The organism is Sphingobacteriaceae bacterium GW460-11-11-14-LB5, from assembly GCA_002151545.1.
Taxonomy (GTDB): Bacteria; Bacteroidota; Bacteroidia; order Sphingobacteriales; family Sphingobacteriaceae; genus Pedobacter.
In genome coordinates, this window is record CP021237.1 from 3684958 (window position 1) to 3709816 (window position 24859).

General features: G+C 39.7%; 18 protein-coding genes. 13 read left to right on the forward strand and 5 right to left on the reverse strand.

All coding sequences use genetic code 11. The annotated features are described in order from the left end of the window. Positions 1-8 precede the first annotated feature (8 nt). Positions 9-383: a UDP-glucose 4-epimerase gene (locus CA265_14640; GenBank protein ARS43002.1), complete on the forward strand. Its 375-nt coding sequence runs from the start codon at positions 9-11 to the stop codon at positions 381-383. A gap of 248 nt (positions 384-631) precedes the next feature. Further along, positions 632-838 carry a hypothetical protein gene (locus CA265_14645; GenBank protein ID ARS40828.1) on the forward strand — a complete coding sequence of 69 codons (207 nt, stop codon included), beginning with the start codon at positions 632-634 and terminating at the stop codon, positions 836-838. Here the strand turns inward: CA265_14645 and CA265_14650 are convergent. Next, positions 835-1236 (reverse strand): thiol-disulfide oxidoreductase, encoded by a 402-nt coding sequence (locus CA265_14650; protein ID ARS40829.1) that lies wholly within the window; start codon positions 1234-1236, stop codon positions 835-837. The two genes, CA265_14645 and CA265_14650, sit on opposite strands and share 4 nt — an antisense overlap. Before the next feature lie 514 nt (positions 1237-1750). On the opposite strand from CA265_14650, the gene CA265_14655 reads away from it, so the two are divergent. From CA265_14655 to CA265_14690, 8 genes are all read left to right on the forward strand, one after another. Then, positions 1751-2305, forward strand: coding sequence for a bifunctional pyr operon transcriptional regulator/uracil phosphoribosyltransferase (locus CA265_14655; protein ID ARS40830.1), 555 nt, complete (start codon positions 1751-1753; stop codon positions 2303-2305). 92 nt (positions 2306-2397) lie between these two features. Further along, a complete protein-coding gene (locus CA265_14660; GenBank protein ID ARS40831.1) occupies positions 2398-3327 on the forward strand; it encodes an aspartate carbamoyltransferase in 930 nt (309 codons plus the stop codon). Positions 3328-3724: 397 nt separating this feature from the next. Continuing rightward, on the forward strand, positions 3725-6748 hold the full coding sequence (locus CA265_14665) for a hypothetical protein (protein ARS40832.1): 3024 nt from the start codon (positions 3725-3727) through the stop codon (positions 6746-6748). 4 nt (positions 6749-6752) lie between these two features. Beyond that, the gene (locus CA265_14670; protein ARS40833.1) at positions 6753-8450 is read left to right on the forward strand and encodes a hypothetical protein; all 1698 of its coding nucleotides are present in this window, start codon (positions 6753-6755) and stop codon (positions 8448-8450) included. Positions 8451-8555: 105 nt separating this feature from the next. Next, positions 8556-9113, forward strand: a complete 558-nt coding sequence (locus CA265_14675) for a hypothetical protein (protein ID ARS40834.1) — start codon at positions 8556-8558, stop codon at positions 9111-9113. A 222-nt stretch (positions 9114-9335) separates the two neighbouring features. Next, positions 9336-10046 carry a hypothetical protein gene (locus CA265_14680; protein ID ARS40835.1) on the forward strand — a complete coding sequence of 237 codons (711 nt, stop codon included), beginning with the start codon at positions 9336-9338 and terminating at the stop codon, positions 10044-10046. Between the two features lie 145 nt (positions 10047-10191). Further along, entirely contained in the window at positions 10192-11457 is a 1266-nt protein-coding gene (locus tag CA265_14685; GenBank protein ARS40836.1) for a hypothetical protein, read from the forward strand. Between the two features lie 72 nt (positions 11458-11529). Continuing rightward, a complete protein-coding gene (locus CA265_14690) occupies positions 11530-12030 on the forward strand; it encodes a hypothetical protein (GenBank protein ARS40837.1) in 501 nt (166 codons plus the stop codon). A gap of 243 nt (positions 12031-12273) precedes the next feature. Here CA265_14690 and CA265_14695 read toward each other — a convergent pair whose 3' ends face one another. The 4 genes from CA265_14695 to CA265_14710 are packed head-to-tail and all read right to left on the reverse strand — an operon-like array spanning position 12274 to position 18737. Then, positions 12274-13875: a SusD/RagB family nutrient-binding outer membrane lipoprotein gene (locus tag CA265_14695; GenBank protein ARS40838.1), complete on the reverse strand. Its 1602-nt coding sequence runs from the start codon at positions 13873-13875 to the stop codon at positions 12274-12276. A 3-nt stretch (positions 13876-13878) separates the two neighbouring features. Continuing rightward, on the reverse strand, positions 13879-16980 hold the full coding sequence (locus tag CA265_14700) for a hypothetical protein (protein ID ARS40839.1): 3102 nt from the start codon (positions 16978-16980) through the stop codon (positions 13879-13881). A 32-nt stretch (positions 16981-17012) separates the two neighbouring features. Continuing rightward, a complete protein-coding gene (locus CA265_14705; GenBank protein ARS40840.1) occupies positions 17013-18026 on the reverse strand; it encodes a hypothetical protein in 1014 nt (337 codons plus the stop codon). A 45-nt stretch (positions 18027-18071) separates the two neighbouring features. Continuing rightward, positions 18072-18737 carry a hypothetical protein gene (locus CA265_14710; protein ID ARS40841.1) on the reverse strand — a complete coding sequence of 222 codons (666 nt, stop codon included), beginning with the start codon at positions 18735-18737 and terminating at the stop codon, positions 18072-18074. 118 nt (positions 18738-18855) lie between these two features. Here CA265_14710 and CA265_14715 point away from each other — a divergent pair, with 118 nt between their 5' ends. The 3 genes from CA265_14715 (at position 18856) to CA265_14725 (ending at position 24811) form a co-directional block, all read left to right on the forward strand. Then, positions 18856-19764 (forward strand): hypothetical protein, encoded by a 909-nt coding sequence (locus CA265_14715; GenBank protein ARS40842.1) that lies wholly within the window; start codon positions 18856-18858, stop codon positions 19762-19764. A gap of 278 nt (positions 19765-20042) precedes the next feature. Continuing rightward, positions 20043-23156: a SusC/RagA family TonB-linked outer membrane protein gene (locus CA265_14720; GenBank protein ARS40843.1), complete on the forward strand. Its 3114-nt coding sequence runs from the start codon at positions 20043-20045 to the stop codon at positions 23154-23156. A gap of 17 nt (positions 23157-23173) precedes the next feature. Next, positions 23174-24811 carry a SusD/RagB family nutrient-binding outer membrane lipoprotein gene (locus tag CA265_14725; protein ID ARS40844.1) on the forward strand — a complete coding sequence of 546 codons (1638 nt, stop codon included), beginning with the start codon at positions 23174-23176 and terminating at the stop codon, positions 24809-24811. The last annotated feature ends 48 nt before the right edge of the window (positions 24812-24859 follow it).

Genomic DNA, 24859 nt, shown 5'->3' on the forward strand with positions numbered 1-24859 from the left:
AACAGATCATGATCAAGCGTATAGACAGTACAGAAAAAGCAAAAGAGCTGATTGCCGTACTTAAAGAAAAACACGGAGAACTGATGTTTTACCAGGCTGGTGGATGTTGCGAGGGTACACAGCCACAATGTTTCGAAAAAGGAGGCTATTACCTGCGGATGCGCGATGTTTGTTTGGGTGAAATAGAAGGCTGTGAGTTTTGGGTAGACCGGGATCTTTTCGAATACTGGAAATTCTCGCACTTTACTTTAGATGTGCTGGATGGATTTGGCGTGGGTGGTTTTTCTTTAGAAACCCCGCTTCAAAAAACATTTAAAATTCACTACAGACTGTTCTCCGGAGAAGAACTAAAAGACCTTGAGCCCGTTAAAACGGCAGAATAAATATTGTTAGTTGGTAAACACAGGTCAGTTTGGAGAAATCCGGCTGACCTTTTTTGATTACTGTTTCGTCATGCTGAATTTATTTCAGCATCTACCATGCTAAAAAACCCCTGACCACGAACCAGACATTAGGCTTTAAACGATCTGTCTTGTAGTTATTCACTAATCAAATCTGGCTAAAAATAACTTCCATTGAAGACTTACGTAATTTTGAAAATTAATGCAATCTTTGCATTAAAAATTAAACCATGCGTAAACTATTTGCCGTCCTTTCTACCATCATTACCTTATTTGCCATCAAAGAAACGGTATACGTATTTACTTCCACTGAGGCAGACATGGTTAAGCAAAAAGCGATCATGATTGTAATTGCCTTAAGTATCACTATTCCGTTAATTATTTTAACACTTTGGCTTTGGTCGCCGGGCAGAAAGAAAAATGATCAGCAACACTAAGCGATAAACTTACTTTTCAATTCGGGTGTTGGCACCCAACAACTTTCCTGCCTGCCCCACCATTGGTAACGGTTTTTGGCAATAATGTCGTAAAACCAATCACGGATAAATTTAGGAACCAGGAGAAATACATAAAGAAGCGGAATCAATCCATTAAGTTTTCCGGCTACCCGTAATGCGGCTGATGATTTGGTGTAAAGCCTCCCTTCTTGCAGTAACAAAATGGTATTTAACTGCTGAGGATCATCGTTAAATTTTGACAAAACTTCTTTGGCGTAATCGCCCTGTAATGCAGTAAATTTGAATTGGTCTTTTTTATCGTGTGCAATAACAAACTGAACCGATGCATTGCACAGATTACAAACGCCATCGAAAAAGATTATTGGTTGCTGGATCATATGCTATAAAAATAAAGCTTTTTAATAAGATAAATATCTGAGGAATGTCTAATAAAGATGAATTGATTAGCAGAACAATCCACATGCAAAAAATTGGATCTTTGATCAATACAGCGTTTTGGTTTTTGCCCTCAATAACTGCAAAAAAAAGGCCATCTAAACCGGATGGAAACGGCAGCTCGCGGTTGAAAACCGGGACTATAGTGTACAGCCGGACGCACATTAGAATAAAAAACAGTCTTTGCTTTTCAAATTTAAGCTGAAAATAGAAAGTCTGAATGAGCTAGAAGCGGAAAGACTAAAGCTTAAAGGCATAAATGATAACGCCAAAACTATGATCAAACAAATTGACCTTTGGTCTTTCTGCTTTGGTCTTTAATCTCTCTGCCTATAAAAATTTATTTTATGCATTTACATTTTGATAAAGAACAATTTAACTATAAAACGTTAAAACAATCTCCATTCAACTTTCTTACCTTAAAACATTTTTATATATTTGCCCAATCCTTCTTCAATGCAAAAGAAAACACTTCTTGACGGACAAAAAATTCAGATTACAATTAAGAGGCTCTGCCATCAATTAATTGAAAACCACGACGATTTCGCGAATACCGTTTTAATTGGCATCCAGCCACGGGGTATTTTTCTGGCAGATCGCATACATCAGGATCTTCAGCTTATCCTTAAAAACAAGAAAATTTTAAAGGGAAACCTTGATATTACTTTCTTTAGGGATGATTTCCGCCGTAAAGACGGACTGGTTACTGCGAGCAGCAACTCGATCGATTTTATCATCGAAGGCAAAAAAGTAATCTTAATTGACGACGTACTTTGGACTGGCAGAACCATTAGGGCCGCACTTGATGCCCTGCTTGCTTATGGCCGCCCGGAGAAAGTGGAACTTTTGGTTTTAATAGACCGCAGGTTTAGCAGACATTTACCTATTGAACCCGATTACATTGGGCATCAGGTAGATAGCTTAAACTCACAACAGGTAAAAGTAACCTGGGCGAGTGAAGGAAGTGAAGACAAAGTGATTTTAATATCGGAACCGCCCTTGCCAAAATGAGCGTAGACACCTTCCAGAATAATTATTTTGGCATGGAAGCTCTATCTGACAATTTAAACGATATAATAAACAGATAAAAATAATAAATAAAAATGGCAGCAGAAAAACTATCAACCCGACATCTTTTAGGCATTAAAGATATTAACCGGAATGATATCGAATTGATTTTCGAAACTGCAGATAATTTCAAGGAAGTGATTAACAGACCGATAAAAAAGGTTCCTTCACTTCGTGATATTACGATTGCCAATATCTTTTTCGAAAACTCTACCCGTACCAAACTTTCATTCGAACTTGCCGAAAAAAGGCTTTCGGCCGATGTGGTTAATTTTGCGGCCTCATCTTCATCAGTAAGCAAGGGCGAAACCCTGATCGATACCGTAAACAACATCTTATCGATGAAAGTGGATATGGTGGTAATGCGTCATCCTTATGCTGGTGCTGGTCAGTTTTTAAGTAAACATGTAAAGGCCCAGATTGTAAATGCCGGAGATGGTGCCCACGAGCACCCGACACAGGCCTTACTTGATGCCTTCTCTATCCGCCAGAAACTGGGCGATGTAGCGGGCAAAAAAGTAGTCATTGTAGGCGACATCCTGCACTCGCGTGTAGCCATTTCAAACATCCTTTGCCTGCAGCGTTTAGGCGCAGAGGTAATGGTTTGCGGGCCTACCACTTTAATCCCAAAACACATCCACCAACTTGGAGTAAAGGTTGAGCATAACCTAATTAAAGCCCTGAACTGGTGCGATGTAGCCAACATGCTACGCATCCAGCTGGAGCGTCAGGACATTAAATATTTCCCATCTTTAAGGGAATATGCCATGATGTACGGCTTAAACAAACAGATCTTAGATAACCTCGATAAAGAAATCATTGTCATGCACCCAGGCCCCATAAACAGAGGCGTGGAGATTACCAGTGATGTAGCCGACAGCAAACAATCAATCATTCTTGAACAGGTAGAAAACGGAGTGGCCGTGAGGATGGCGGTGCTGTATCTATTGGCAAGTCAGGGGTAGGTTAGTTTGGAGTTCTTAGTCTTGAGTCCGAAGTCATTAGTCTGGAGTCGGAAGTCCTAAGTTCAGAGTAATCAGCTGCATTGGTTGATGGTTTGATATAGTTCAAGATTTCATAGTGAAATATGGCAATTTAACAATCCCCAACAATTTAACAATTACTACAATACAGTTAACCAATTTAAACAATTAACCAGTTAACCAAGAAGAGCAATCTCACACTAGGCGGTCAATCTACCAATTACTAATGACCAATGAACCTAACTTTTCCACATTCGTTCAGCCCTTAATACCAAACCAAAAATCCTGTCGTTAATTTGTGTTATTAACAGATGTTAATTACTTCTGTTGATAAGCTTTGATACTATTTCTAATTTAGTACCAACCATATTTGAAACCAATGCAGAAAAAATACCTACTAATTCCGCTAATTTTAGCAGGAAGTTTTAGCACCTACGCTCAGGTTAGCGCTGTGCAAAACCTCAACAAAAACTATCAAACGGGCTTAGAATTATTAGACAAAGAAAAATACACTGCAGCTGCGCAACAGTTTAAACTTGTTGAGCTGCAACGTTATAAACCTTCTACCCAAACGGAGAGCAACGCTGAATTATCTTTACTGAAAGAGAATGCCAAATTTTATGCCGCCGTTTGTGCGCTGGAGTTAACCAACAGCGATGCCGAAAGTTTGTTTCAGGCATTTATACGCGATTATCCGTTAAACCCGAACACCAAACTGGCTTATTTCTACGTTGGAAAAACTTATTTCAACCAGAAAAACTATAAAAAAGCTTTAGAATGGTTCGAAAAAACAGATCCTTCTACCCTTTCGGGCAAACAAAGAAACGAATACCAGTTTAAACAAGGTTACGCTTATTTCGAACTTAAAGATTACGACAAGGCAGAACCTTTATTCGAAAAAGTTAAAAAAGAAGAAGGCGATTTTCAGGAAAGTGCCACCTACTACTTTGCTTATATCAATTACTTAAATAAAGAGTATAAAACGGCATTGGCCAACTTCGAAAAGTTAAAAGGCTCTCCTACTTACGAGGCCAGTTATCCATACTACATCACTTCGATGTACTATCTTGACGAGCGTTACGATGATGTAATCAGCTATGCTTTGGCAGCTATTCAAAAAACCAAGCAGCAGTTCGAACCAGAAATGCTGAGTTTGGTTGCCGCATCTTATTTTGCAAAATCGGAATTTAAAAATGCTGAAAAGTATTTCGCCGAATATTACGCAAAAGATAAAAGCGAAACCAAGAATAACCTCTTCATTTACCAATACGGATATTCTTTGTTCCAGAATAAAAAGTACAAAGAATCGGTTGCCGTTTTAGAAAAACTAAATACCGATGATGTTTACCTTCAAAATGGTATGCATACTTTGGGTAAAGCCTTTATTCAATTGGGCGATAAACCAAAAGCGCAGAGTGCTTTTTTCAGGGCATCGCGTTTAAGTTTTGACAAAGGGATACAGGAAGAAGCCTGGTTAAATTATGCCAAATTAAGTTACGAATTAGAATTCCACCAACAGGCTTTAGAGGCCACGCAGGGTTTCTTAAAAACTTTCCCAAAATCGCGTAAAATAAACGAAGCGAAAACTTTATTAGGCGAGGTTTTATTAACCACCAAAAACTATCAGGCAGCTGTAGATATTTTAGAACCCATTCCGGATAAAAACCTTGAAGCGAAAGAAGCTTACCAGAAGGTAACCTATTTCCGCGGATTAGAGTTTTATAACGAAAGGGCTTTCCCTAATGCATTATCAATGTTTTTACGTTCTGAGAAGTTCCCAGAAGACAATGAAATTAATGCTTTAAACACCTACTGGAAAGCTGAATCGATGTACGAGCTGCGTAAGTTTGGCGAAGCGGTTACCACCTTCGAGAAATTCCTGAAGATGCCCGATGCCGATAAAACCGGTGTTTATAATTTCGCGAATTATGCCCTGGCATATGCGGCTTTCGAAGATGAGAAATACAGCAAGGCTGCCAATTATTTCGAAAAATTCCTGACTGGTAATGATAAAGACCAAAAAACCATTGATGATGCCACCATTCGTTTAGCCGATTCTTATTTCGTAAACAAAAACTATGGCGATGCAATGGCTAATTATAACAAAATCATCAGCCGCAACACCACATCAGAAGATTATGCCACTTTCCAGAAAGGAATGATCCAGGGGCTGGAAAACCAGTACGATGCAAAAATTGCAACCATGCAGAGTTTATTAAAGGCTTTTCCAAACTCAAACTATGCAGATGATGCCGGCTTCGAAACGGCTTATACCTATTTCAACAAAGGCGATTTTGATAAATCTAAATCAGATCTGGTAGAATTGGTTGCTAAATATCCGCGCAGTAGTTATGTAGCAAAAGCTTTGGTTACCATTGGTTTGGTACAATATAACCAGGATCAGGATGATGCTGCTTTAGAATCGTTCAAAAAGGTAATCCGTGATTATCCAACTGCCGACGAAGCTAAACAGGCCATGGAATCGATCAAGAACATCTATGTAGACCGTGGCGATGCGAATGGTTTTATTGCTTATGCCGCTACCACCCCACTTGGAAATTACTCCGGTTCAGAACAGGATAACATCGTTTTTGCCGCAGCCAATAATACTTATTTAAAGGGCGATGCCAACGGTGCATTCCAGGCTGTAAATGCTTATTTTGATAAATTCCCTAAAGCCAACCACGAAAAAGAAGCCAAATTTATCAGGGCAGAATCGCTGGTTAAATTAGGTCGTCCGGATGAAGCCATTCCAGATTACGAGTTTATCTTAAACGACTGGACAAGCGATTATACCGAGCGTTCTTTGGTGAGCATCTCTCAGCTTTTCTTAAACCAAAAGAAATATAACGAGGCGATTGTTTACCTGAAAAGATTAGAAACTACAACCGATTACAAATCGCACTATAGTTTTGCCATCAACAATTTGTTAAAGGCTTACACGGCCTTAAACATGCCTGATGACATGCTTAAATATGCACAATTGACCAAAGAATCGGAAAAAGCTTCAGAAGAAGAAAAAAACAGTTCGAGTTTATACTCTGGTAAAGCTTACTTGTTAAAAGGTGATACCACCACAGCCATTAAAGAATTTAAAAATGTAGTGGCCAAAACAAAAACCATTGCTGCAGCAGAAGCCAAATACAATCTGGCTTTATTGGAATACAACAAAGGTGATTTCAAAACCTCATCTAAAACCTGTTTCGATCTGGTTAACAACATGGCTGCTTACGATTACTGGGTAGCGAAGGCATTTATCCTTTTATCTGATAATTATGTAGCCCTGAAAGACAATTTACAGGCAAAAAGTACACTTCTCAGTATAATTGATAATTACGAAGGCAAGGATGATATCATCCCTACGGCCAAAGAAAAACTAGAAAAACTAAACCAGAAGAAGTAGCATTATGAAATCGATTAAATATATATATAGTTCACTGTTTTTTTTAGCTGCTGGATTAATGACTGCTCAGGCGCAGGATAAAAAAACTGAGGAAAAAGGGGTGGTAAACGAAGAGATTGAAGTAGTGCGCCCGTACAAACCAATTTTGGCCGAGGCTGTAAAGCTAAGAAGAAGTCCGAATCTGGATGATGTTAAAACTTACAAAGCAAAATTGAACTACAGCATTTTGGATAGAAAGCTGGAGTTGAACAGTGATATCCAGAAGTTACAGGCACAGGCCTTAGCCGAAGAAAAAGAAAGCATTTTAGTAAATAATTATGTAAAAGGTGCGTTCGGATCGCTGGCTACACTTTTAGGCGAAGCTTATTTTAATACCGGTAAAGATGAAGGTTTACAGGTTGGCGGATACTTTAAACATTTTAGTCAGGAAGGAAAGCTGAATAAACAAAACAGCAGCAATCAACAGTTAAGCATTTTTGGCCGTAGTATCTTAGAACAAAATACCGTGAGTGGCCGCATCAATTTTGAGCGCAATGGTACTTACTTTTATGGCATAGATGATACCAGGCCTACGCTAAATCCTAACCCTGATAAACAAGCTTTAACCACCATTGAACTGGAAGGCGAACTGGTAAAAAACTTTACCGAAGATGAAGATGCCTTTAGTTATGCATTAAAAGCCAATGCTTATATCTGGAATGATAAATTCAGCGCTAAAGAAAACTACCTGAGCTTAAACGGTTATGTAAATAAACGCATTAATTCGTTAAACTTAGGCTTAGCCGCCTCAACCGAATTTGGTAACAGCAAAGATGCTTTAACCAGTGTTGGTAATAACCTCCTGCGTTTAAATCCATACATCCGTTTACAGGTTAAAGGTGCTAAAATTACTGCAGGGATTAATTTCGTACAGGAATTTGGTGCATTCAGCAGCTCTAAAATCTTCCCTGCCGTTACGGCCGATTTCACTTTAATTCCTGATTATCTACAGGTTTTTGGAGAAGTTAAAGGTGATGTCAACAGAAACTCCCTAAAAGGCTTTACGGATGAAAACCCCTGGTTAAACAGCAATATCGTGGTGAGAAACACGGTTGAAAAGTTAAGTTTCAGTGCTGGTATTAAAGGTACCGGTGGACCGGGTTTTGGTTACAAAGCACGGGTATATGTAAAACAGTTTGATGATATGCCTTTGTTCATCAACAACTTTACTGATTTTAACAAATTTGATGTAATATATGATTTCGGCAAAACGAAATTAACAGGTTTAGAAGGTGAAATTTCTGTTCAGGTAAGCGATGCCTTAAAATGGACAGGTAAATTAAACATCGACGATTGGAAGCCTGCTGCCGAGACTTATTCGTGGTTTAAACCAGGTTTAAAAGTAAGTTCGAACTTTGTTTATACCTACAATAAAAAACTAAGCTTTAACGCAGGTGTGGTTATCCAGGACGATATTAAAGCAAAAGTAAACATTTCTAATCCGGTTAATCCTGCACAATATGTGGTGCCAAATCCATTAATAGAGGAAATTAAAACAGTGAAGGGTTATGTTGATTTAGGCCTTGGTGCTGATTACCGCATCAACAAAAAATTCTCTGTTTTTGCCAAAGCAAACAATATCTTAAATACCAACTACAGCAGATATTTGTATTATCAGGCAAACGGATTTAATATTTTTGGTGGTTTGACTTACTCCTTTTAAGAAATAAAATTTATTTTTAATGCGTTATACGCCTTTAAGTTAAACTTAAAGGCGTATTTTGTTTATCATTAAATAGAAACATAGCGAACCTCAAAAAAACCTGGCATGAAACAAATATTCACAACCATCTTAACTATTTTGGCCTTGACTTCTTACGGTCAGGATAAAAACAACTATACTCATTTTAATAAATTAACAGAAGTTGAAGGGACAGATTATGTGATTGCAAGCGTTGAAAATTGGGGAAAAGTAGCTGATGCCAAAAACAAATACCTGTTGTTCATTAATACTAAAAACGGACAAAGCAAACAGGTAGATTTCCCGGCTGATGGTTATTTCGAAAAAATTGAACAGGTGAAGATTGATAACCTAGGGATTAACCACATTATTATTTCTGCTCAAACGATCGACCTTGACGAAAAAAAGGGAATTGACTGGAACGACCCGAAACAGATTATCATCTTATCTCCCGACGGACAAAAAAGAACACAGTTAACAGATAATAAACTCTTCGTAAGAACCTGGGTTGTGAATAAACAAACAGGAACGATGGTTGTAACAGGACACACTGACACCAACAACAATAACAAGTACGACAAAACTGATAAAAGCGAAATTTTAATTTACGACTTAAAAACGCTGAAACTGGTCAGTAAAATTTGAGAAAAATTGACGTATAATTAAAGCTTTTCGATTAACCACATCTTTAATATCTACCCCCTATCAAATCGTTTTTTTTGTTAGGGGCTTCCTCATAATTTTTATAGAAACGCTGAAAGAGATCATATTTCTATTCAGAATATTTCGTATTATTACATACGGCTTTAAATCAAAAGCCTAATCATCCCCAGAATTATTTCATGTTTAACTAAATTAAAAAAGCTTATGTTGAGCTCAGAAACCGGCTATGCAAAAAATTCGGCCAATTTGAAAGATTTAATTATTAGGTTAAAAACCTTGGGAACTGATTACCAACCACCAAAAGCCATGTATGAAATAAAGGCATTAGAACTGTTATCAAAAAATGCCGACGATGCCATGCGGGTGGTGAACCAACTGCTGCCAGTTTACAGCAAAGCCGTTGATGAGCAGGAACTCATTTTTAAACCCTTAAATAAGCTAATTACCAGAAGCTATAATTATTTAAAGGCGGCGATAGCTAATCCTGCAGCACTACAAACCGCCAAAACGATTGCTGATCATTTGAGGGGTCAGGTAAGAAAAAAAGTTTTGAGTACAGGTGATTCTTCTACTCCCACCCGAACACGCCTCTCTTACGACAGTAAAGTCGAAAATTTAAAACAATATATTGAGGTTTTAATTACCAGCCACGTTTATGAGCCAAAAGAAACAGTTATCAGTATTAAATCTTTACAGACATTGCTTAGCGCAATGGAAAGTAGCATTACATCGGTAGCTGTAGCTAAAACTCCTTTAGACGATGCCCGAAAAAAACGACACACCATTTTTTATGCAGCCCAGATTGGTTTGGTAGAAACGGTATTTGGGGTTAAAAATTATATTAAGGCATCATTAAGTACTGATCATCCGGAACGTAAACATATTTTAGCATTAACATTTAGAAAAATGCCTTAGTCAATATAGCTGTCCAAAATGATTATCTCTTTTAATTTTTTTAATAGGTTATCTGAATAAAGATGGCCTATTTTTTTTGAACTGGTAATTAATTATACAGTGATAAGCATAAAAATTATATCTTTCAATTTTCAACTGATCAAATATGTTAAACCGATTATTAGTATTTGCATTTATCTCAATTGTTTTTTCAGCTTGCGTGCAGAAAGACATAAAACAGTTTGTAACAGAAAACCGGGTGGATATCAAAACCATATCGCCAGATTCGACTAATTTTTCTGAATTGGAAGCTATTGGCCAGGCAATTGGTGATTCGAGAGTAGTCATGATGGGCGAACAAGATCATGGCGACTCACCAGCTTTTTTAGCGAAAACAAGATTGATTAAATATCTTCACGAAAAGAAAGGATTCAATGTTTTGGCCTTTGAGAGTGACTTTTTTGCATTGAATGAGGGCTGGGATCGGCTGGAAAAACAAAAGTCTAAAATTGATCCTTTCCTCTTAAATAATATTTTTAGTGTATGGACTAAGTGTAATTCCTGCGATGACCTTTTGTATCAATATGTACCAAAAACATTCAGAGATAAAAATCCACTTATCATATCTGGTTTCGATAATCAGGTACATGGGCTTTATAGCAAAGAAAAGCTGAAAACATTTCTTGATAATTATCTGAAAAGTAAAAAGATAAATTACACGAACACTGAAAAATATAAAGTAGATTTTCTTTCCTTTATCGACTCAATAACGTATAATAAAAATCTTCAAAAACAGCGAAATTTTAAGGAAGCATTACTCCAAATTAACCGCGAACTTTCGGTAACTGATACTACGACTTTTGAAACCATGTTACTTAAAAGCTTAAATGCTTTAACCAAAAGTGAGATTTCTTTTTTGAACAAGGGTGGTGATTATAACCAAATTAGAGATAAACAAATGGCTGAGAATTTAAAATGGCTCTTAAAATACAAGTTTCCAAAAGAAAAAATAATTGTCTGGGCGCATAATGCGCATATCCTCAAACATCCCGAACTCATAAAAAAATCGAAACGGCATACTGGAGATGAGATGAAAACGATGGGCAATTTTTTCACAGCAGATCCACAGCTTAATGAACAAACTTATATCTTAGGTTTTAACTCCAGAGTTGGAACCTCAGGTTTAGTTACCATCGAAAAAAAATATGCTGCAGAGCCACCAGCGAAAGACAGTTTCGAAACCTGGATTCCTGAAACTGTACCCTATTCTTTTGTAAACTTTAAGCAGTTTCGTGAAGAAAATCCAGGCAATAAAAAACATTTTCTGATGAAAGGTGTGTATCATTTTACTGATTCTGCATCGTGGACGGATATTTACGATGGCATTTTTTATATTCGGGAGATGTATCCTTGTGCCTTGGTGGTTAAATAAATTCTAAAAAACCGCTTTTTACGCCAATAGTTTCACAAAACAACATCATCAATTCCTTTAGAATACACCCCTATGAAAATATTTAATGTACAGCCCATCACAATAAATGAATACATCTACAATGATCAATATATAAAGGAAAGCAAAACATCTTACGATTATCAATCTGGCTTTGAAATTACCGGAGAAAAAATTGGAGAAACAAATACAATGTTCATCTCCTTTGAGATCCTTTACTGTGTAGAAACGGTTACAGATGATAAAGAAATTGTTAGCCCAACTGGCCCAAACACGTGGGATGTTAACGTTTCATTTTCAATTGGAGACGAGGTATTTATCTCTTACAAAAGTTCGTGTCAGTTTAACTTTGAAAGTGAAGGTTTTGATGCAGATGTAACCTCATTAACTCATTTTTTAACCGATTATCAGGCGCATACCAGCTTATTTTTTAGTCAGTATGGATATAAGCCTTTGTTAGCAATTGAAGAAGAAACGCGTTTGCGCCACACCTTAACAGCCGACGCTAAACTTGCAATTGAAAACTTGCGCGAAAACAATATGTATGAGTTTTAAATCTGCTCGCTCCAACGCTAGAAATCGCTGGTAATTTACAATAACGCTTCTTTAATTTGCAACAAAGCACCTGAAGTTCACAACAACACTCCTGCAATTAGAAACAAAGCATATGCAGTTTACAATAAGGCTCCAGCATCGTAAAACAAGACTACTGCAATTGGCAACAAGACAACTTCAGTCTACAACAAGCCACATGCAGTATGCAACAAGGCTATGGCTTCAAGCCATTCCAACAATTAATTACTTATCCCACCATACCCTAGCTGTAAGTACATCGCCCCCCGCTATCCTGGCTATTGCATCTTTATAGTTTTGAGGATTGTTCAGTACCTCCGTCGATAGGTAAATCATCCGGCGTGGTATGGTACCATTGGTAACGTTGCCTTTGTAGCTAATCGGGGTAAGTTTAGGATAATCGCTCCTTTTCCAGTTTAACCAGGCTTCTATAAAATTAAAATTGGTGCCCGTAGCTACCCAGTATTGGGTGTTTATGGCGTTTAATGCACTTTGTGTACTGCTTTCATCAAGCGGATTCTGGTTAACAAATGTGGTAATTTTATTGGCATCAACCGCAGCGAGAGGATCTAACTGCGCAAGCGACTGTATAGCTCCCGTTAATCCGTTGGTATAATGTAGTTTAGCCGTGCCATTAATATTCCAACCCCTCACCTTAGCCTCGGCCAGTAAAAATTCAGTTTCTGCATAACTCAAAATAAAAATCGGTCCTCCCAGTTTAAGGTAAATGGTAGTCCGTGGTCTGGAGTATTTTCCGAGCGGGGCAAAATCGCTTCCGGTACCCGTGCCCCCCGGGTAGTTTGGCGAACGACTGATATCAGTTGTCCCACCCTGCAGATCATATCCATTAGGCATACCCACCTGAACTGCTGCGTCGGTATTTCCACTCAAATTCTGATCGGCATTTCTGGTCAGTCCGTCTTTTGGTACCTCACCAACGACTGCCAGCCTGGGGTCGTTGGTATTTTTTAACTGATCGATTAAGGTTTTACTCCAACGTACTTCCAGGTAATCAGAAAAGGTCCTCAAGGCCAGCGATGTTCCGTTCTGGCTGTTAAACGAGGAAGCGTCGGTTAAGAGGATTGCATTGTCATTTATACTGGTAAAGGTTTTATCAGCAGCTTTCTCTGCCCAAAGTTTTGCTTTCTCCGGATCTGCCTTGGTTAAACGCATCGCAATCCTGAGCATTAGCGAGTAGCCAAACTTTTTCCACTTGCTTATATCGCCTTTGTAAAAAAGATCGGCAGTAGGTCCGGGTTTTTCAGTATCCAGTTGTGCTGTAGCGGCCTCAAGATCATTCAGCATTTGGTTGTAAATATCTTCCTGGCGGTCGTAAACAGGATATTTAATCCCCTGCATCGCCTTAACGGCCTGCGTGTAGGGCACATCGCCATAGGTATCGGTAATCCGTTGCAAAATCAACACAAACATAATATCACCTATCGCAATCAGGTTTTGATAAGCTACCGGATCTTTCAATCTGGCCAGTCGCTGCATCTCCCTGATGTAGGAAGCATCAGTATAACCCTCGTCGAAAATGCGGCCCTGATAATCTGTGAAGCTACCTACATTAATATATTTATCGCCATTGTTGTAATAGTAATAAGTAGAAGACAATAACTGCATCATGGTGCTCTGGTAGAGCAGCTGATAATAACCCAGGTTGGCATATTTTAGCTGCGCCTGTGCCAGCAAACTGTTCGGATCGTAATTGTTTTCGGTAAGTTTGGTGGGGTCGGTATTAATCTCATCCAGCTTTGCTTTAGAACAACTGCCCATTAAAACCAGGAAGAACACACCAATGATATATAACTTGTTCTGGCTCATCCTTTATTTGAATTTAAAGTTAAAATTGATTCCAAAGCTACGTGTAGCCGGTAGCGAGGCGCCTTCTATCCCCGCGTAACCTAATGTTGGCGAAAACTGCGATTCAGGATCGATGTTTTTGGTGTATTTAAGCAGCGTAAACAGATTCCGGGCCACCAGATCGATCCCCACACTGCTAAATGGTGTTCTTTTCAAAAAACGCGGATCAAAAGCATAACCTAAAGTCGCTTGCCTCAGTTTGATAAAACTCCCGTTAAGCACCGATAAGGTAGAAATGTTGGTGGCCAGCTCGGGGTAATAAGCATAAGCCGGAACATTAATCGTGTTCTTTTGACCGTTTTCTAACACGCCTTCGGCAACAATACCGGTCGCCCTGCCCACTAAGGTCGCCTTGTTTAAACCCAGCACATAGCTATAATATTCAGTTGCCGAAAGAATTTTATTGCCGAAACGGTAATCAATCAGGAAGGAAAAGCTAAACCGTTTATAGTTAAAACTATTGGTTATGCCACCATATAAAGTAGGCATGGTACCGCCCATGGGGATAAAATTGCCTCGTTTAGGTATGCCATCCGATCCGATAATGATGTTTCCGCTGGGATCGCGCAGGTAATCGTAAGCCATAATCTGGGTAATTGGTTTCCCTACCACTAAGGCTGTATTGGCGTTTAAAGGCCTGTAGGTGCCTGTAAGGGTATAATTGCTATTGCCATCGATAGAGAGTAGTGTATTTTTCACCTTGGTGAGATTAAAATTAACCTGCCATTTGCTTGTTGTGGTCAGAATTGGTGTATAGCCAAGTGCAAGTTCTATTCCCGCATTGCGGGTTTCGCCCAGATTAACGTAGGCCGAGGTAAAACCGGTAGTTACAGACTGTTTTGCATTGATGATTTCGTTGTGGGTAATGCGATTGAAATAGGTAAAATCAATATCCAGCCGGCTGTTGAAAAACTTCAGATCGAGGCCTGCTTCTATTTCATTCAGGGTAAAGGGTTTTAAATTGTAGTTGGGCAGATCGCCTGAAAAGCCACCTACAGGCGTACCATTCACCTGATTATCTACAGTATAATAAATCTGTGTGGTATAGGGAACAATGGGTTCGCCGCTGGTTTTGGCAAAATCCAGGCGTAGTTTACCGAAATCCAGGCCTTTCCACTTCAAGAGGTCTGAAAAAATAAAACTGCCTGATATCCCCGGCACAAAAATACCGCGATTGTTGGCAGGCAAAGTAGAATAGATATCGTACCGCCCGGTAACCGAGAAATTAAGAAAACGCTGATAGCTTAGATCGGCCGTGTAATAAGCAGATTCCGTTACGATCTTTGAAATGGCCAGTGTTTTGGTGCTGGTAATCAGATTTTCGGGAACATATAAATAAGGGACTTTAAACTGTGAGCCTATTATCTTTTCGCTGTTGCCTTTTCTTTCGCGGTAATTGGCGCCCATAGAAAGTTCAAGATTCAGTTTATCGCTCAGGTTACGGCTGGCACTCAGCAGGATATCGCTATTCAGTTCCGAAGTACGATTCTGGTTATAAGCATTTATGCCACCCTGCCGGTTGATAGAAAAAGCAGTTCCAGTGGGTAAAATACTCACCACCTCATCTTTACTCGAATCGTAACCTATTCTTCCCTGAATGGATGCCCAACTGGCCAATTGATATTTCAGTACTGCCGAAGAGATATAACGGTTCCGATTGGCATAATCGGCTTGTTTGTTCATCAGGAAATAAGGATTGGTTTTGTATTCATCGGCGTTCCAACGGCTTTCGAAACCTGTTGCGGCATCAAAACCGGGTGCCAGAATAGACTGATCTAAACTGGTGGCCAGGGCAGAAATCCCGTAATTAGGGTTTAAGGGGCCATCGCTCAGGTAACTCTTGTTTTTATTCCATTCGTAAATATAATTACCCGTTAAGCTGAGCGATATTTTGGGACTTAAGGCCACTGTACCATAAAAATTTAACGTTTTACGGTTTAAAGACCCGTTTGTTAAAACAGAATTATAATCCATATTGGAAACCGATACACGATAATTGTTCTTTATATTTCCCCCAACCAGCGAAAGTGTATTGATAAATGCCGGAGCTGTGCGGTAAAAAGTCTGAATGTTATTTTTCACAGGAGAATAAGGCCGCATAGAACCATCTACCTGAGGGGTTAATTTGCCATCCATGATTTCTCCCCAGCTTAATAAACCGGTTGAAATGGCATTGTACAAATCCGCAGGGCGCTTGTTTTGAGCGCCTTGTCCATACAAATATTGAAAATCAGTTGAATTAACAGGAACATCGAAAGACAGGTTCGTATTGTATTCGAACTTCGCTTTGGTATCCTCTCCTCCGCTTTTCAGGTTAATGAGGATTACGCCATTTGCAGCCCTTGCACCATATAAAGCCGAAGCGGCCGATCCTTTTAATATGGTTATCGTTTCGATATCGTCTGGGTTGATATTGCTGATACCGTCGCCATAATCGGCGCCACCATATTCATTAGCACTGCCCCTAATGCTGTTATCGATGGGTACACCATTTACGATGAATAACGGAGAAGCGGCAGTCATGCTCGAAACACCCCTGATGAGCACCCGTGCCGCTGAGCCAGGACCACCATTTACGCCGGTAATGTTTAGTCCGGCAACCCTGCCCTGCAGTGCCATAATCAGGTTGCTTTCTCTTGCTTTGGTAATAGATGAGCCTTTAATGGTGGTAAGGGCATAACCCACCTTATGATTATCTTTTTCGATACCCAATGCGGTAATCACGACCTCTTTTAAAAAACGAACACTATCCCTATCCATTTTTCCTTCGGCGTTTTTTCTGATCACAATTAAATTATTGGGAAGCACCGAATAAGTGTACCCACTGCCAAGCAGGAGTTGATCGATTACTTTTATGGCCTCTTCTTCTTCAACTTTGATTGATACCCGATGTTTAGGGATTTTAGATTCGCCGTATGCGAAGTGGTAAAGGGTTTGCGTTTGTATGGCTGCTATTACCTGTTCAAAACTGGCTTCGGTAAAATTTAGGCTAACCTTGGTTTGTGCGTATACACCTAGCGGAAAAATCAATCCAATTAATAATATGATTCTCTGCGCACAATTCATGGCTACAAATATACATGGCTTAACGGTATGTGCTAACGATAGATATATACATTTTCGCCCTTTATCGAATAATTGAAGTTTTCGATCAGTTTTAGCACCTCTAAAGCTTCGGGGAGTGTTTCTTTATCTACATGGCCCGTAAATCTTACTGACTTAAGTTCAGGTTCTTTAAAGGTTATTTTGATGCCATACCAACGTTCAAATAGTTTGGCTACTTCATCAAAACTGTTGTTTTTATAAATGAGCTCGTGGTTTGTCCATGCGGTTTCTAATATACGGTCAGCTCCTGTACCATTAAAGTGAGTGAGCTGGCTCATACTTGCTTTACCACCTGCCAAAGTAAATTTATCGTTTGGCTTCAAGATAAAAGTTTGTGCAGTATTGTTTTTAAGGGAGATGGATACCTTCCCTCTGATTAAGGTGGTTTCGGTAAAAGCATCGTTCTGGTAAGCTTTAACATCAAATGCGGTACCCAGTACTTTTACAGCCAGCTGTTCTGTATGCACAATAAAAGGATGTTTAGGATCTTTTTTAACATCAAAAAATGCCTCACCAGATAAGTAAACGTCCCTCGTATCTGCCGTAAAATGTTCGGGATATTTTAAGCTGCTTCCTGAATTGATTTTTACAGTAGAGCCATCAGCCAGTACAAGGGTTTTCACCTCTGCGGCTTTAGTTAATACCTGTGTTAGGGGCAACTGATCTGTTTTATTGAAGAAAATGGTTTCTCTATTGTAAACCAATACGCCTGCAATAAAAATAGCCAGCACCGCAGCAATTTTAAACCAGATGCTGTAAGGTTTATTTTTGGTAAACGTTAAACCCGATTCAGCAGAAACTTTAATCTGGGTTTTGATCCGGTCAAAAACCAGGTCGATATTTTCATCTTCAACAGCTTCGGCATCAAAATAAGTTTGTAACCGTTCATACTCCGCCCTAAGCGAACTATTACCAGCTAAAATAGATTTCAGTTCAACAGATTCATCCGGTGAAATTTCACCGGCCAATTGTTTTCCAAGCAATTCTGTAAATCTTTGATCTGTCATTTTTTTCCGTCCTTTATTATATGTTCCTTTTTCCGTTAAAATTGCCTACAAAAAATATAAAAAAGATAACGTACCTGCTAAGATAATCAGGGAGATCAGTTTTCCCAGTTTTTTTTCATCAGCTCCCCTATCTTTCAATGGTTGTAATACCAAACGAAGTTTAGCAATGGCCCTGAACAATTGAGTCTGTACCGTCCGGGGTGAGATATTCAATAGCTCAGCCACTTCTTTGTACTTCATTCCGCTTTCTTTTATCAGCCTGAAAACAGTAGCCGCCTGTGGTGCTAAACCTGCAATGGCCTGGTCGAGCTGCTGATGCAGTTCCTTAGTTTCGAGAATATATTCTGGTGTATGGGTTGATACCGAAATATTATCCTTTTCATCAACTAAATCGATAAACGTAATCGCCGAATTTTTTTTAAGGTATTTAAGCGATTGATTTTTAACGGCGATAAAAAAATAACTTTCGGGATTTAATACATGGGTACTGCTGCTACGGTTTTCCCAGCATTTCACAAATACCTCGGCTACAAGATCTTCTGCAACCTGTTTATCCACCACATAATAAACGGAAAACTTAATTAACCGGCTATACAGAAAGCGGTACAGCTGCTCAAAAGATTTGATATCACTTTCGAGGCAAATCTTATTCCATAAAACGACTAGATCTGGCTTAGCTGCTTTCAACTTGGTTAGTTTAGTAAATCGAATGTAAAGTAATTAAAAAAAAATCATAAAAAAATTTTAAGCCTGTAGGCAGTTTGTCAAAAAAAAGGATTCTTGTTAATGGTGTTCTACCTTATACACTAACCATTTTATAGAACTTTTGATGCAGAAAACAATAAATAACGAGCAATATGTGCTTGGAATCGATATCGGGGGCTCACATATTACTGCTGCCTTACTCGATATGCAACAGCGCAATATCCTTAAAAACACTTATACCCGCGAGCGGGTCGACTCGCATGCATCGGCAGAGCAGATCATCCAAACCTGGTGTAATGCCATTAGCACAGCCTACAAAAAAGCGGGAGTAGAAATTGGCCGCTTAGGCATTGCCATGCCCGGGCCTTTCGATTATGAAAACGGCATCTCCTATATCGCTGGCAACGATAAGTACGCCGCCTTTTATGGATTAAACGTAAAGGACCTGCTGGCTGGTGAATTGCAGATCAACCGCGATCAGATTTTGATGAGTAACGATGCCTCTTGTTTTTTAGCCGGAGAAGTATTTGCAGGCGAAGCCCGTGCCTACCAAAACCTGATTGGCATTACATTGGGTACCGGATTGGGGAGTGCCATATGTGTGGAAGGAAAAATTACAGATGCCAATCTGTGGTGCTCGCCTTTTTTGAATGGTGTAGCAGAAGATTACCTTTCTACCCGATGGTTTTTGAAACGTTATTACGAACTTACAGGATTAAACATCCTGAATGTTCGCGAGCTGACCTTGCTTTATGATGAGAACCCGACGGTACGGAAAATATTTACGGAATTTGGCCATCACCTTGGTCTTTTCCTCAAAAAATTTCAACAGGATTATGCTGCGGAAGCGATTGTAATTGGCGGTAACATTGCCAATGCTTCCGGCCGTTTTGTACCAAATGTGATTAAATACCTCGAATCGCAGGGCATCACCACACCTATCCACATCTCCAGGCTAAATGAAGATGCCGCGCTGGTTGGTGCCGCAGGTTGTTGGGCAGTTGGCCTTGCTAAGATAAACGAAAGAATCTGATTTTGGATGATTGAGCTTGAAGCATCGCCATTGCTAAACCAATTTTTCATCGGCTGAAGCCTGCCTGCTACAGGCAATCTTTATAGCACGAATGATAACCTATGTTCTAATCTATGTTTTCACTGTTTCCGTGGCTGCAAAAAAAAATAAAAATAATTCAATTTCCTTGTAGGCAATTTGTGTAAGCAAAATACTCTTATCTATAAAACCCTCAGGATGGAATCCTTAAGGTGAAAAACAATTAACCAAATACTTATTCAAAATTATTCGTAATGAATATGAAAAAATCTTTACAGCTCACGTGCTTATTGCTTTATGCATCCACAGGCCTGTATGCAGCTACACCAAACGATCATTTTAACCGTGCCGTTTCTTTCCATTCTGTTTACCAGGATGTGATTAAAGGAACAGTAAAAGACGAAACGGGTGCTACTCTTCCGGGAGTAACCATTACAATAAAGGGGGCCCAAGGCGGAACCCAAAGCAATACTTCAGGGCAATACAGTATTCCGGCTAAAGCGGGTGATGTTTTGGTATTTTCGTTTATCGGTTACCAGAGCAAAGAGGTTACCGTAGGCACCCAAAGCACCATTGATGTTACTTTAGGCAGTGATTCTAAAAACCTCGAAACGGTTGTGGTAACTGCTTTAGGGGTAAAAAGATCAGAGAAATCTTTAACCTACAATACACAACAGGTATCGGGCGATGAACTGTCAAAAGTAAAAAGTCCAAATTTAATGAACTCCTTAAATGGAAAGGTTGCAGGTTTAACCATTAGTCCAAGTGCATCGGGTGTTGGTGGTTCTGCAAAGGTAATTTTGAGGGGAAGCCGTTCGGTAAGTGGCAATAACCAACCTTTGTATGTGATTGATGGGGTTCCAATCAGCAACAATGGAAATGCAAATGGCCAGCAGAACAGCGTGTTCGGTGGTGGTCAGGATGGTGGTGATGGTATCTCTAACCTTAATCCTGATGATATTGCCAGCATCACTGTTTTAGAAGGTGCATCAGCCGCAGCCCTTTACGGTAGCCAGGCACAGAATGGTGTAATTTTAATTACCACCAAACAAGGTAAGGCAGGAAAAGCCGAAATTGGTTTTTCATCAGGTGTGACCATTGATAATATTGCTTACGAGCCAAAGTTCCAAAACAGTTACGGACCTGCATCTACCACAACGAGAGATAGCTGGGGTGGTGGAATCAGCAATACGACTGATAATTTAAAAGATTTTTTCAAAACAGGAATTAACACCTCGAATGCGATAAATCTTTCGGGTGGATCGGAAATGGCGCAAACATATTTTTCTTACTCCAATACTTACGCCAGTGGCATTCAGCCAGGCAATAAGTTAAACCGGAACAATTTAAACCTTCGCGAAACAGCTAAGTTTTTCGATAACAAATTAACGGTAGATGGAAGTGTGAACTACATCAATCAACGCATCAACAACAGTCCTTCTTTAGGTTTGTATTTAAATCCGTTATTAGGTTTATATCTTTTCCCCAGAGGTGTTGATATTACCCCTTATAAAGATCAGTATTTATTGGCTGGCAATACAGGTGGCGCACGCCAGAACTGGCTGGGTGGCGCTGCTGATATTAACCAAAACCCATGGTGGTTAACCAATTTAAACCCGAATACATCAGTGCGTAACCGTTTCTTATTGAGCGGAAGCGTTAAATATGATGTTGCACCATGGTTAAATGTACAGGTAAGGGGAAATATGGATCGTACTACGGATGATTATGAAAACCGCAGATACTCGGGTATTGCAACCAATTTCAACTCTACCGGAACAGGTTATTTTGCACAGAGCAACCAAACCTATGTACAAAAATATGTAGATGCGATTGCCAACATTACCGTTCCAATGGGTGGTTCTGATTTTAAAGTGAATGGATTAATCGGTGGAAGCATTAATGACCAGAAAACTTCAGGTTTATCTTTAGCAGGTAACCTTTCGGCAGTCGATTTCTTCTCTCCTGCCAATACTATCGTTGCCCTTCCAGGTACTTTTACCGGAAATACCTTAACCAATGTAGTGCCAATTGTTCCAAATCACAGCCAGCTACAGGCCGTATTTGGTAACGCCAATATCTCGTATAAAGACTGGGCATTCTTAACGGTAACGGGCAGAAACGATTGGTCTTCTAACTTATCGTATACACCAAACGATTCTTATTTCTATCCATCAGTTGGTTTATCATTTATTGTTTCGCAGATGTTCAAACTTCCTGAGGCCATTACCTACGCCAAATTAAGGGGAACTTATGCAGAAGTTGGAAATACCGTTCCGCCATACCTTACGTTTATTCAAAATACCTTAAAATCAGACGGTGCATTAAATTTCAACACCAACGCTGCTTTCAGGGAGTTAAAACCTGAAAGAACGAAATCATTTGAGGTGGGTACCGATTTACGTTTCCTGTCAAACAGAATCAATTTCAGCTTTACCTATTATAAAACCAATACCAAAAACCAGTATATCCCTGTAGTGGCACCTCCTTCCTCGTTGGTATCAACAGGCTATCTGAATGCAGGTAATGTAGAGAACAAAGGTTTCCAGTTTATTTTGGGTGCTGATGTTGTTAAAGGCGACGGACTGAACTGGAATACCTCAATAAACGGTTCGTTAAACAGGAATAAAATCATCGATATCGCTTCTGCTGATAAAATTAACAGTGTAGATTTAACAGGCGCAGGCAATACCTCTTATATTTCGAGGCTAAAAGTGGGTGGTTCTTACGGTGATATTTATAGCTATACTTTACAAAGAGATGCACAAAACCGCATCATATTAGGTGGAGATGGAACAACTGCTTCGCCCTATACACCGCTAAAAAGTAAAGAATTTAACTACGTAGGCAATCCAAACCCAAAATTCCAACTGGGATGGAATAACAGTTTCAATTATAAAGATTTCAGCTTAAGTTTCTTAGTTGATGGTAAATTCGGCGGTCAGGTATTATCACTTACCGAAGCCTTAATGGACGAAGCAGGTGTATCTGAAGCAACTGGTAATGCCAGGGCTCAAGGCGGCGTTAAAATTGATGGTGTAGATACAAAAGGTAACGCAGTATCTACAACGGTTAATCCACAAGCTTACTATTCTTTTGTGGGTGGCAGATCAGGCGTATCAGGCGAATATATTTATAGCGCTACAGTGGTCCGTTTAAGAGAGGCTGCTTTGGGTTATACCCTCCCGTTAACTGGCAAAACGTTTAAAAGTGTTAAATTTTCGGTTACCGGCAGAAACCTGTTTTATTTCTATAAAAAGGCGCCTTTCGATCCTGAAATCACCATGTCTACCGGCAATGGTTTATCTGGTGTAGATGTTTTTAACCAGCCTGCAACACGCAGTTTAGGCTTCAATCTAAATTTATCATTTTAATTCTATTCAAAAACAACATGAAAACTATATATCATAAATCCTCCAATAACGGGATTAAAGGATTGTCTGCTGTTTTGCTGGCATCTTTGATGTCCTTAAATTTTGGATGTACAAAAAACTTTGAAGATTTTAACACCAACCCAACGGCACTTTCACCTGAGCAGACTACTGCGCTTTTAAAATCGGCAATTGGTCCAATAGAGCAGGAAATTTTTCACAACTATCAGATTGCACAAAACCTCAGTGCCGATGCTTTTAGTGGTTACATGATGGCACCTACACCTTTCGGTGGCGGGATCAACAACATGAATTATTCACTAAATGATGGCTGGAACAGTGCCGGTTTTAACGATCAGTATAACTATGTAATGGCTCCGATTTCTAAAATCGGCCAGAGCGAGGTAAAAACCAAATCGCCTGAAGCCTGGGGAATTGCCCTTTTGGTTCAGGTAATGGCCATGAGCAGGGTAACAGATAAATTTGGTCCGATTCCATATACTACCGCGGGTTCTTCTTTGGTATCTACACCTTATGAAGATCAGAAAACGGTTTATAATGCCTTTTTTAAACAGATCGATACAGCAGCCAATAACTTACAGGCCTATATTGCTGCCAATCCTGGTAAAACGTCCTTCTTTGATAAGGGCGATTTAATCTACGCTGGCGATCCGGTTAAATGGTTAAAATTAGCCAACTCTTTACGTTTACGCTTGGCTACACGTATTGTAAAGGCCGACGCGGCGACGGCTAAACTTCAGGCCGAAAAAGCCTTAAGTGCACCTGGCGGTTTATTAACTACTGCAGCAGATAATGCAGCGGTAGCTCAATCGGGTACAAGGGACAATGATTTATGGGTGGTTACCGTTGCTTACGATGGTGATAATGCCTTAGGTGCAGCTTTACAAACGTATCTGGTGGGTTATAACGATCCGCGCTTACCGGTTTATGCCAGACCTGCTACCGATCCTTTATTTACGGGTCAATATGTAGGAATCAGATCGGGTGCAAATACCTCATTTAACGGTTTGGGTAAAGCAGGTTATAAAACTTATTCTACTTTAAACTCAACCGATAATGCCAAATCACCTATCGGACAAAAAGCACCACAAATTTTAATGACCGCTGCTGAAGTTTGGTTTTTAAAGGCAGAGGCTGCTTTACGTGGCTGGACAGGTGCAGGAGATGCACAAACCAACTATGAAACCGGAATTACCACCTCTTTACAGCAATGGAGCGTAGCTGCAGGAAGTTATTTATCAGATGCAACCAGTAAACCTACAGCCTATGTAGATCCAAAAAATGCCGGAAACAATGCTGCAGCCGTAAGTACAATAACCGTAAAATGGGACCCTACATCTACCAATGAACAAAAATTAGAGCGCATTATTACACAAAAATGGCTGGCTATTTTCCCTGACGGACAGGAAGCCTGGAGTGAATACAGACGTACAGGTTATCCTAAATTATTTGCAGTAGCCAATAATAACAGTGCAGGAAGTATCAATACCCAAACCCAGATCAGAAGATTACCGTTTCCATCAACTGAATATGGAAATGGTAACAGCGCCGAGGTGGTTAAAGCAGTTGGCCTTTTAGGCGGACCAGACAATGGCGGTACCAGATTATGGTGGGATATCGATAAACCGAATTTCTAATCGCCCCAAGCATTACCCGGTAGGATGACGTAAGTTGTCCTACCGTTT

Excerpts from the sequence above, each read along its gene's own strand:
- CA265_14640 (ARS43002.1), top strand. The coding sequence starts at position 9 with ATGATCAAGCGTATAGACAGTACAGAAAAAGCAAAAGAGCTGATTGCC.
- CA265_14645 (ARS40828.1), top strand. The coding sequence starts at position 632 with ATGCGTAAACTATTTGCCGTCCTTTCTACCATCATTACCTTATTTGCC.
- CA265_14650 (ARS40829.1), bottom strand. The coding sequence starts at position 1,236 with ATGATCCAGCAACCAATAATCTTTTTCGATGGCGTTTGTAATCTGTGC.
- CA265_14655 (ARS40830.1), top strand. The coding sequence starts at position 1,751 with ATGCAAAAGAAAACACTTCTTGACGGACAAAAAATTCAGATTACAATT.
- CA265_14660 (ARS40831.1), top strand. The coding sequence starts at position 2,398 with ATGGCAGCAGAAAAACTATCAACCCGACATCTTTTAGGCATTAAAGAT.
- CA265_14665 (ARS40832.1), top strand. The coding sequence starts at position 3,725 with ATGCAGAAAAAATACCTACTAATTCCGCTAATTTTAGCAGGAAGTTTT.
- CA265_14670 (ARS40833.1), top strand. The coding sequence starts at position 6,753 with ATGAAATCGATTAAATATATATATAGTTCACTGTTTTTTTTAGCTGCT.
- CA265_14675 (ARS40834.1), top strand. The coding sequence starts at position 8,556 with ATGAAACAAATATTCACAACCATCTTAACTATTTTGGCCTTGACTTCT.
- CA265_14680 (ARS40835.1), top strand. The coding sequence starts at position 9,336 with ATGTTGAGCTCAGAAACCGGCTATGCAAAAAATTCGGCCAATTTGAAA.
- CA265_14685 (ARS40836.1), top strand. The coding sequence starts at position 10,192 with ATGTTAAACCGATTATTAGTATTTGCATTTATCTCAATTGTTTTTTCA.
- CA265_14690 (ARS40837.1), top strand. The coding sequence starts at position 11,530 with ATGAAAATATTTAATGTACAGCCCATCACAATAAATGAATACATCTAC.
- CA265_14695 (ARS40838.1), bottom strand. The coding sequence starts at position 13,875 with ATGAGCCAGAACAAGTTATATATCATTGGTGTGTTCTTCCTGGTTTTA.
- CA265_14700 (ARS40839.1), bottom strand. The coding sequence starts at position 16,980 with ATGAATTGTGCGCAGAGAATCATATTATTAATTGGATTGATTTTTCCG.
- CA265_14705 (ARS40840.1), bottom strand. The coding sequence starts at position 18,026 with ATGACAGATCAAAGATTTACAGAATTGCTTGGAAAACAATTGGCCGGT.
- CA265_14715 (ARS40842.1), top strand. The coding sequence starts at position 18,856 with ATGCAGAAAACAATAAATAACGAGCAATATGTGCTTGGAATCGATATC.
- CA265_14720 (ARS40843.1), top strand. The coding sequence starts at position 20,043 with ATGAAAAAATCTTTACAGCTCACGTGCTTATTGCTTTATGCATCCACA.
- CA265_14725 (ARS40844.1), top strand. The coding sequence starts at position 23,174 with ATGAAAACTATATATCATAAATCCTCCAATAACGGGATTAAAGGATTG.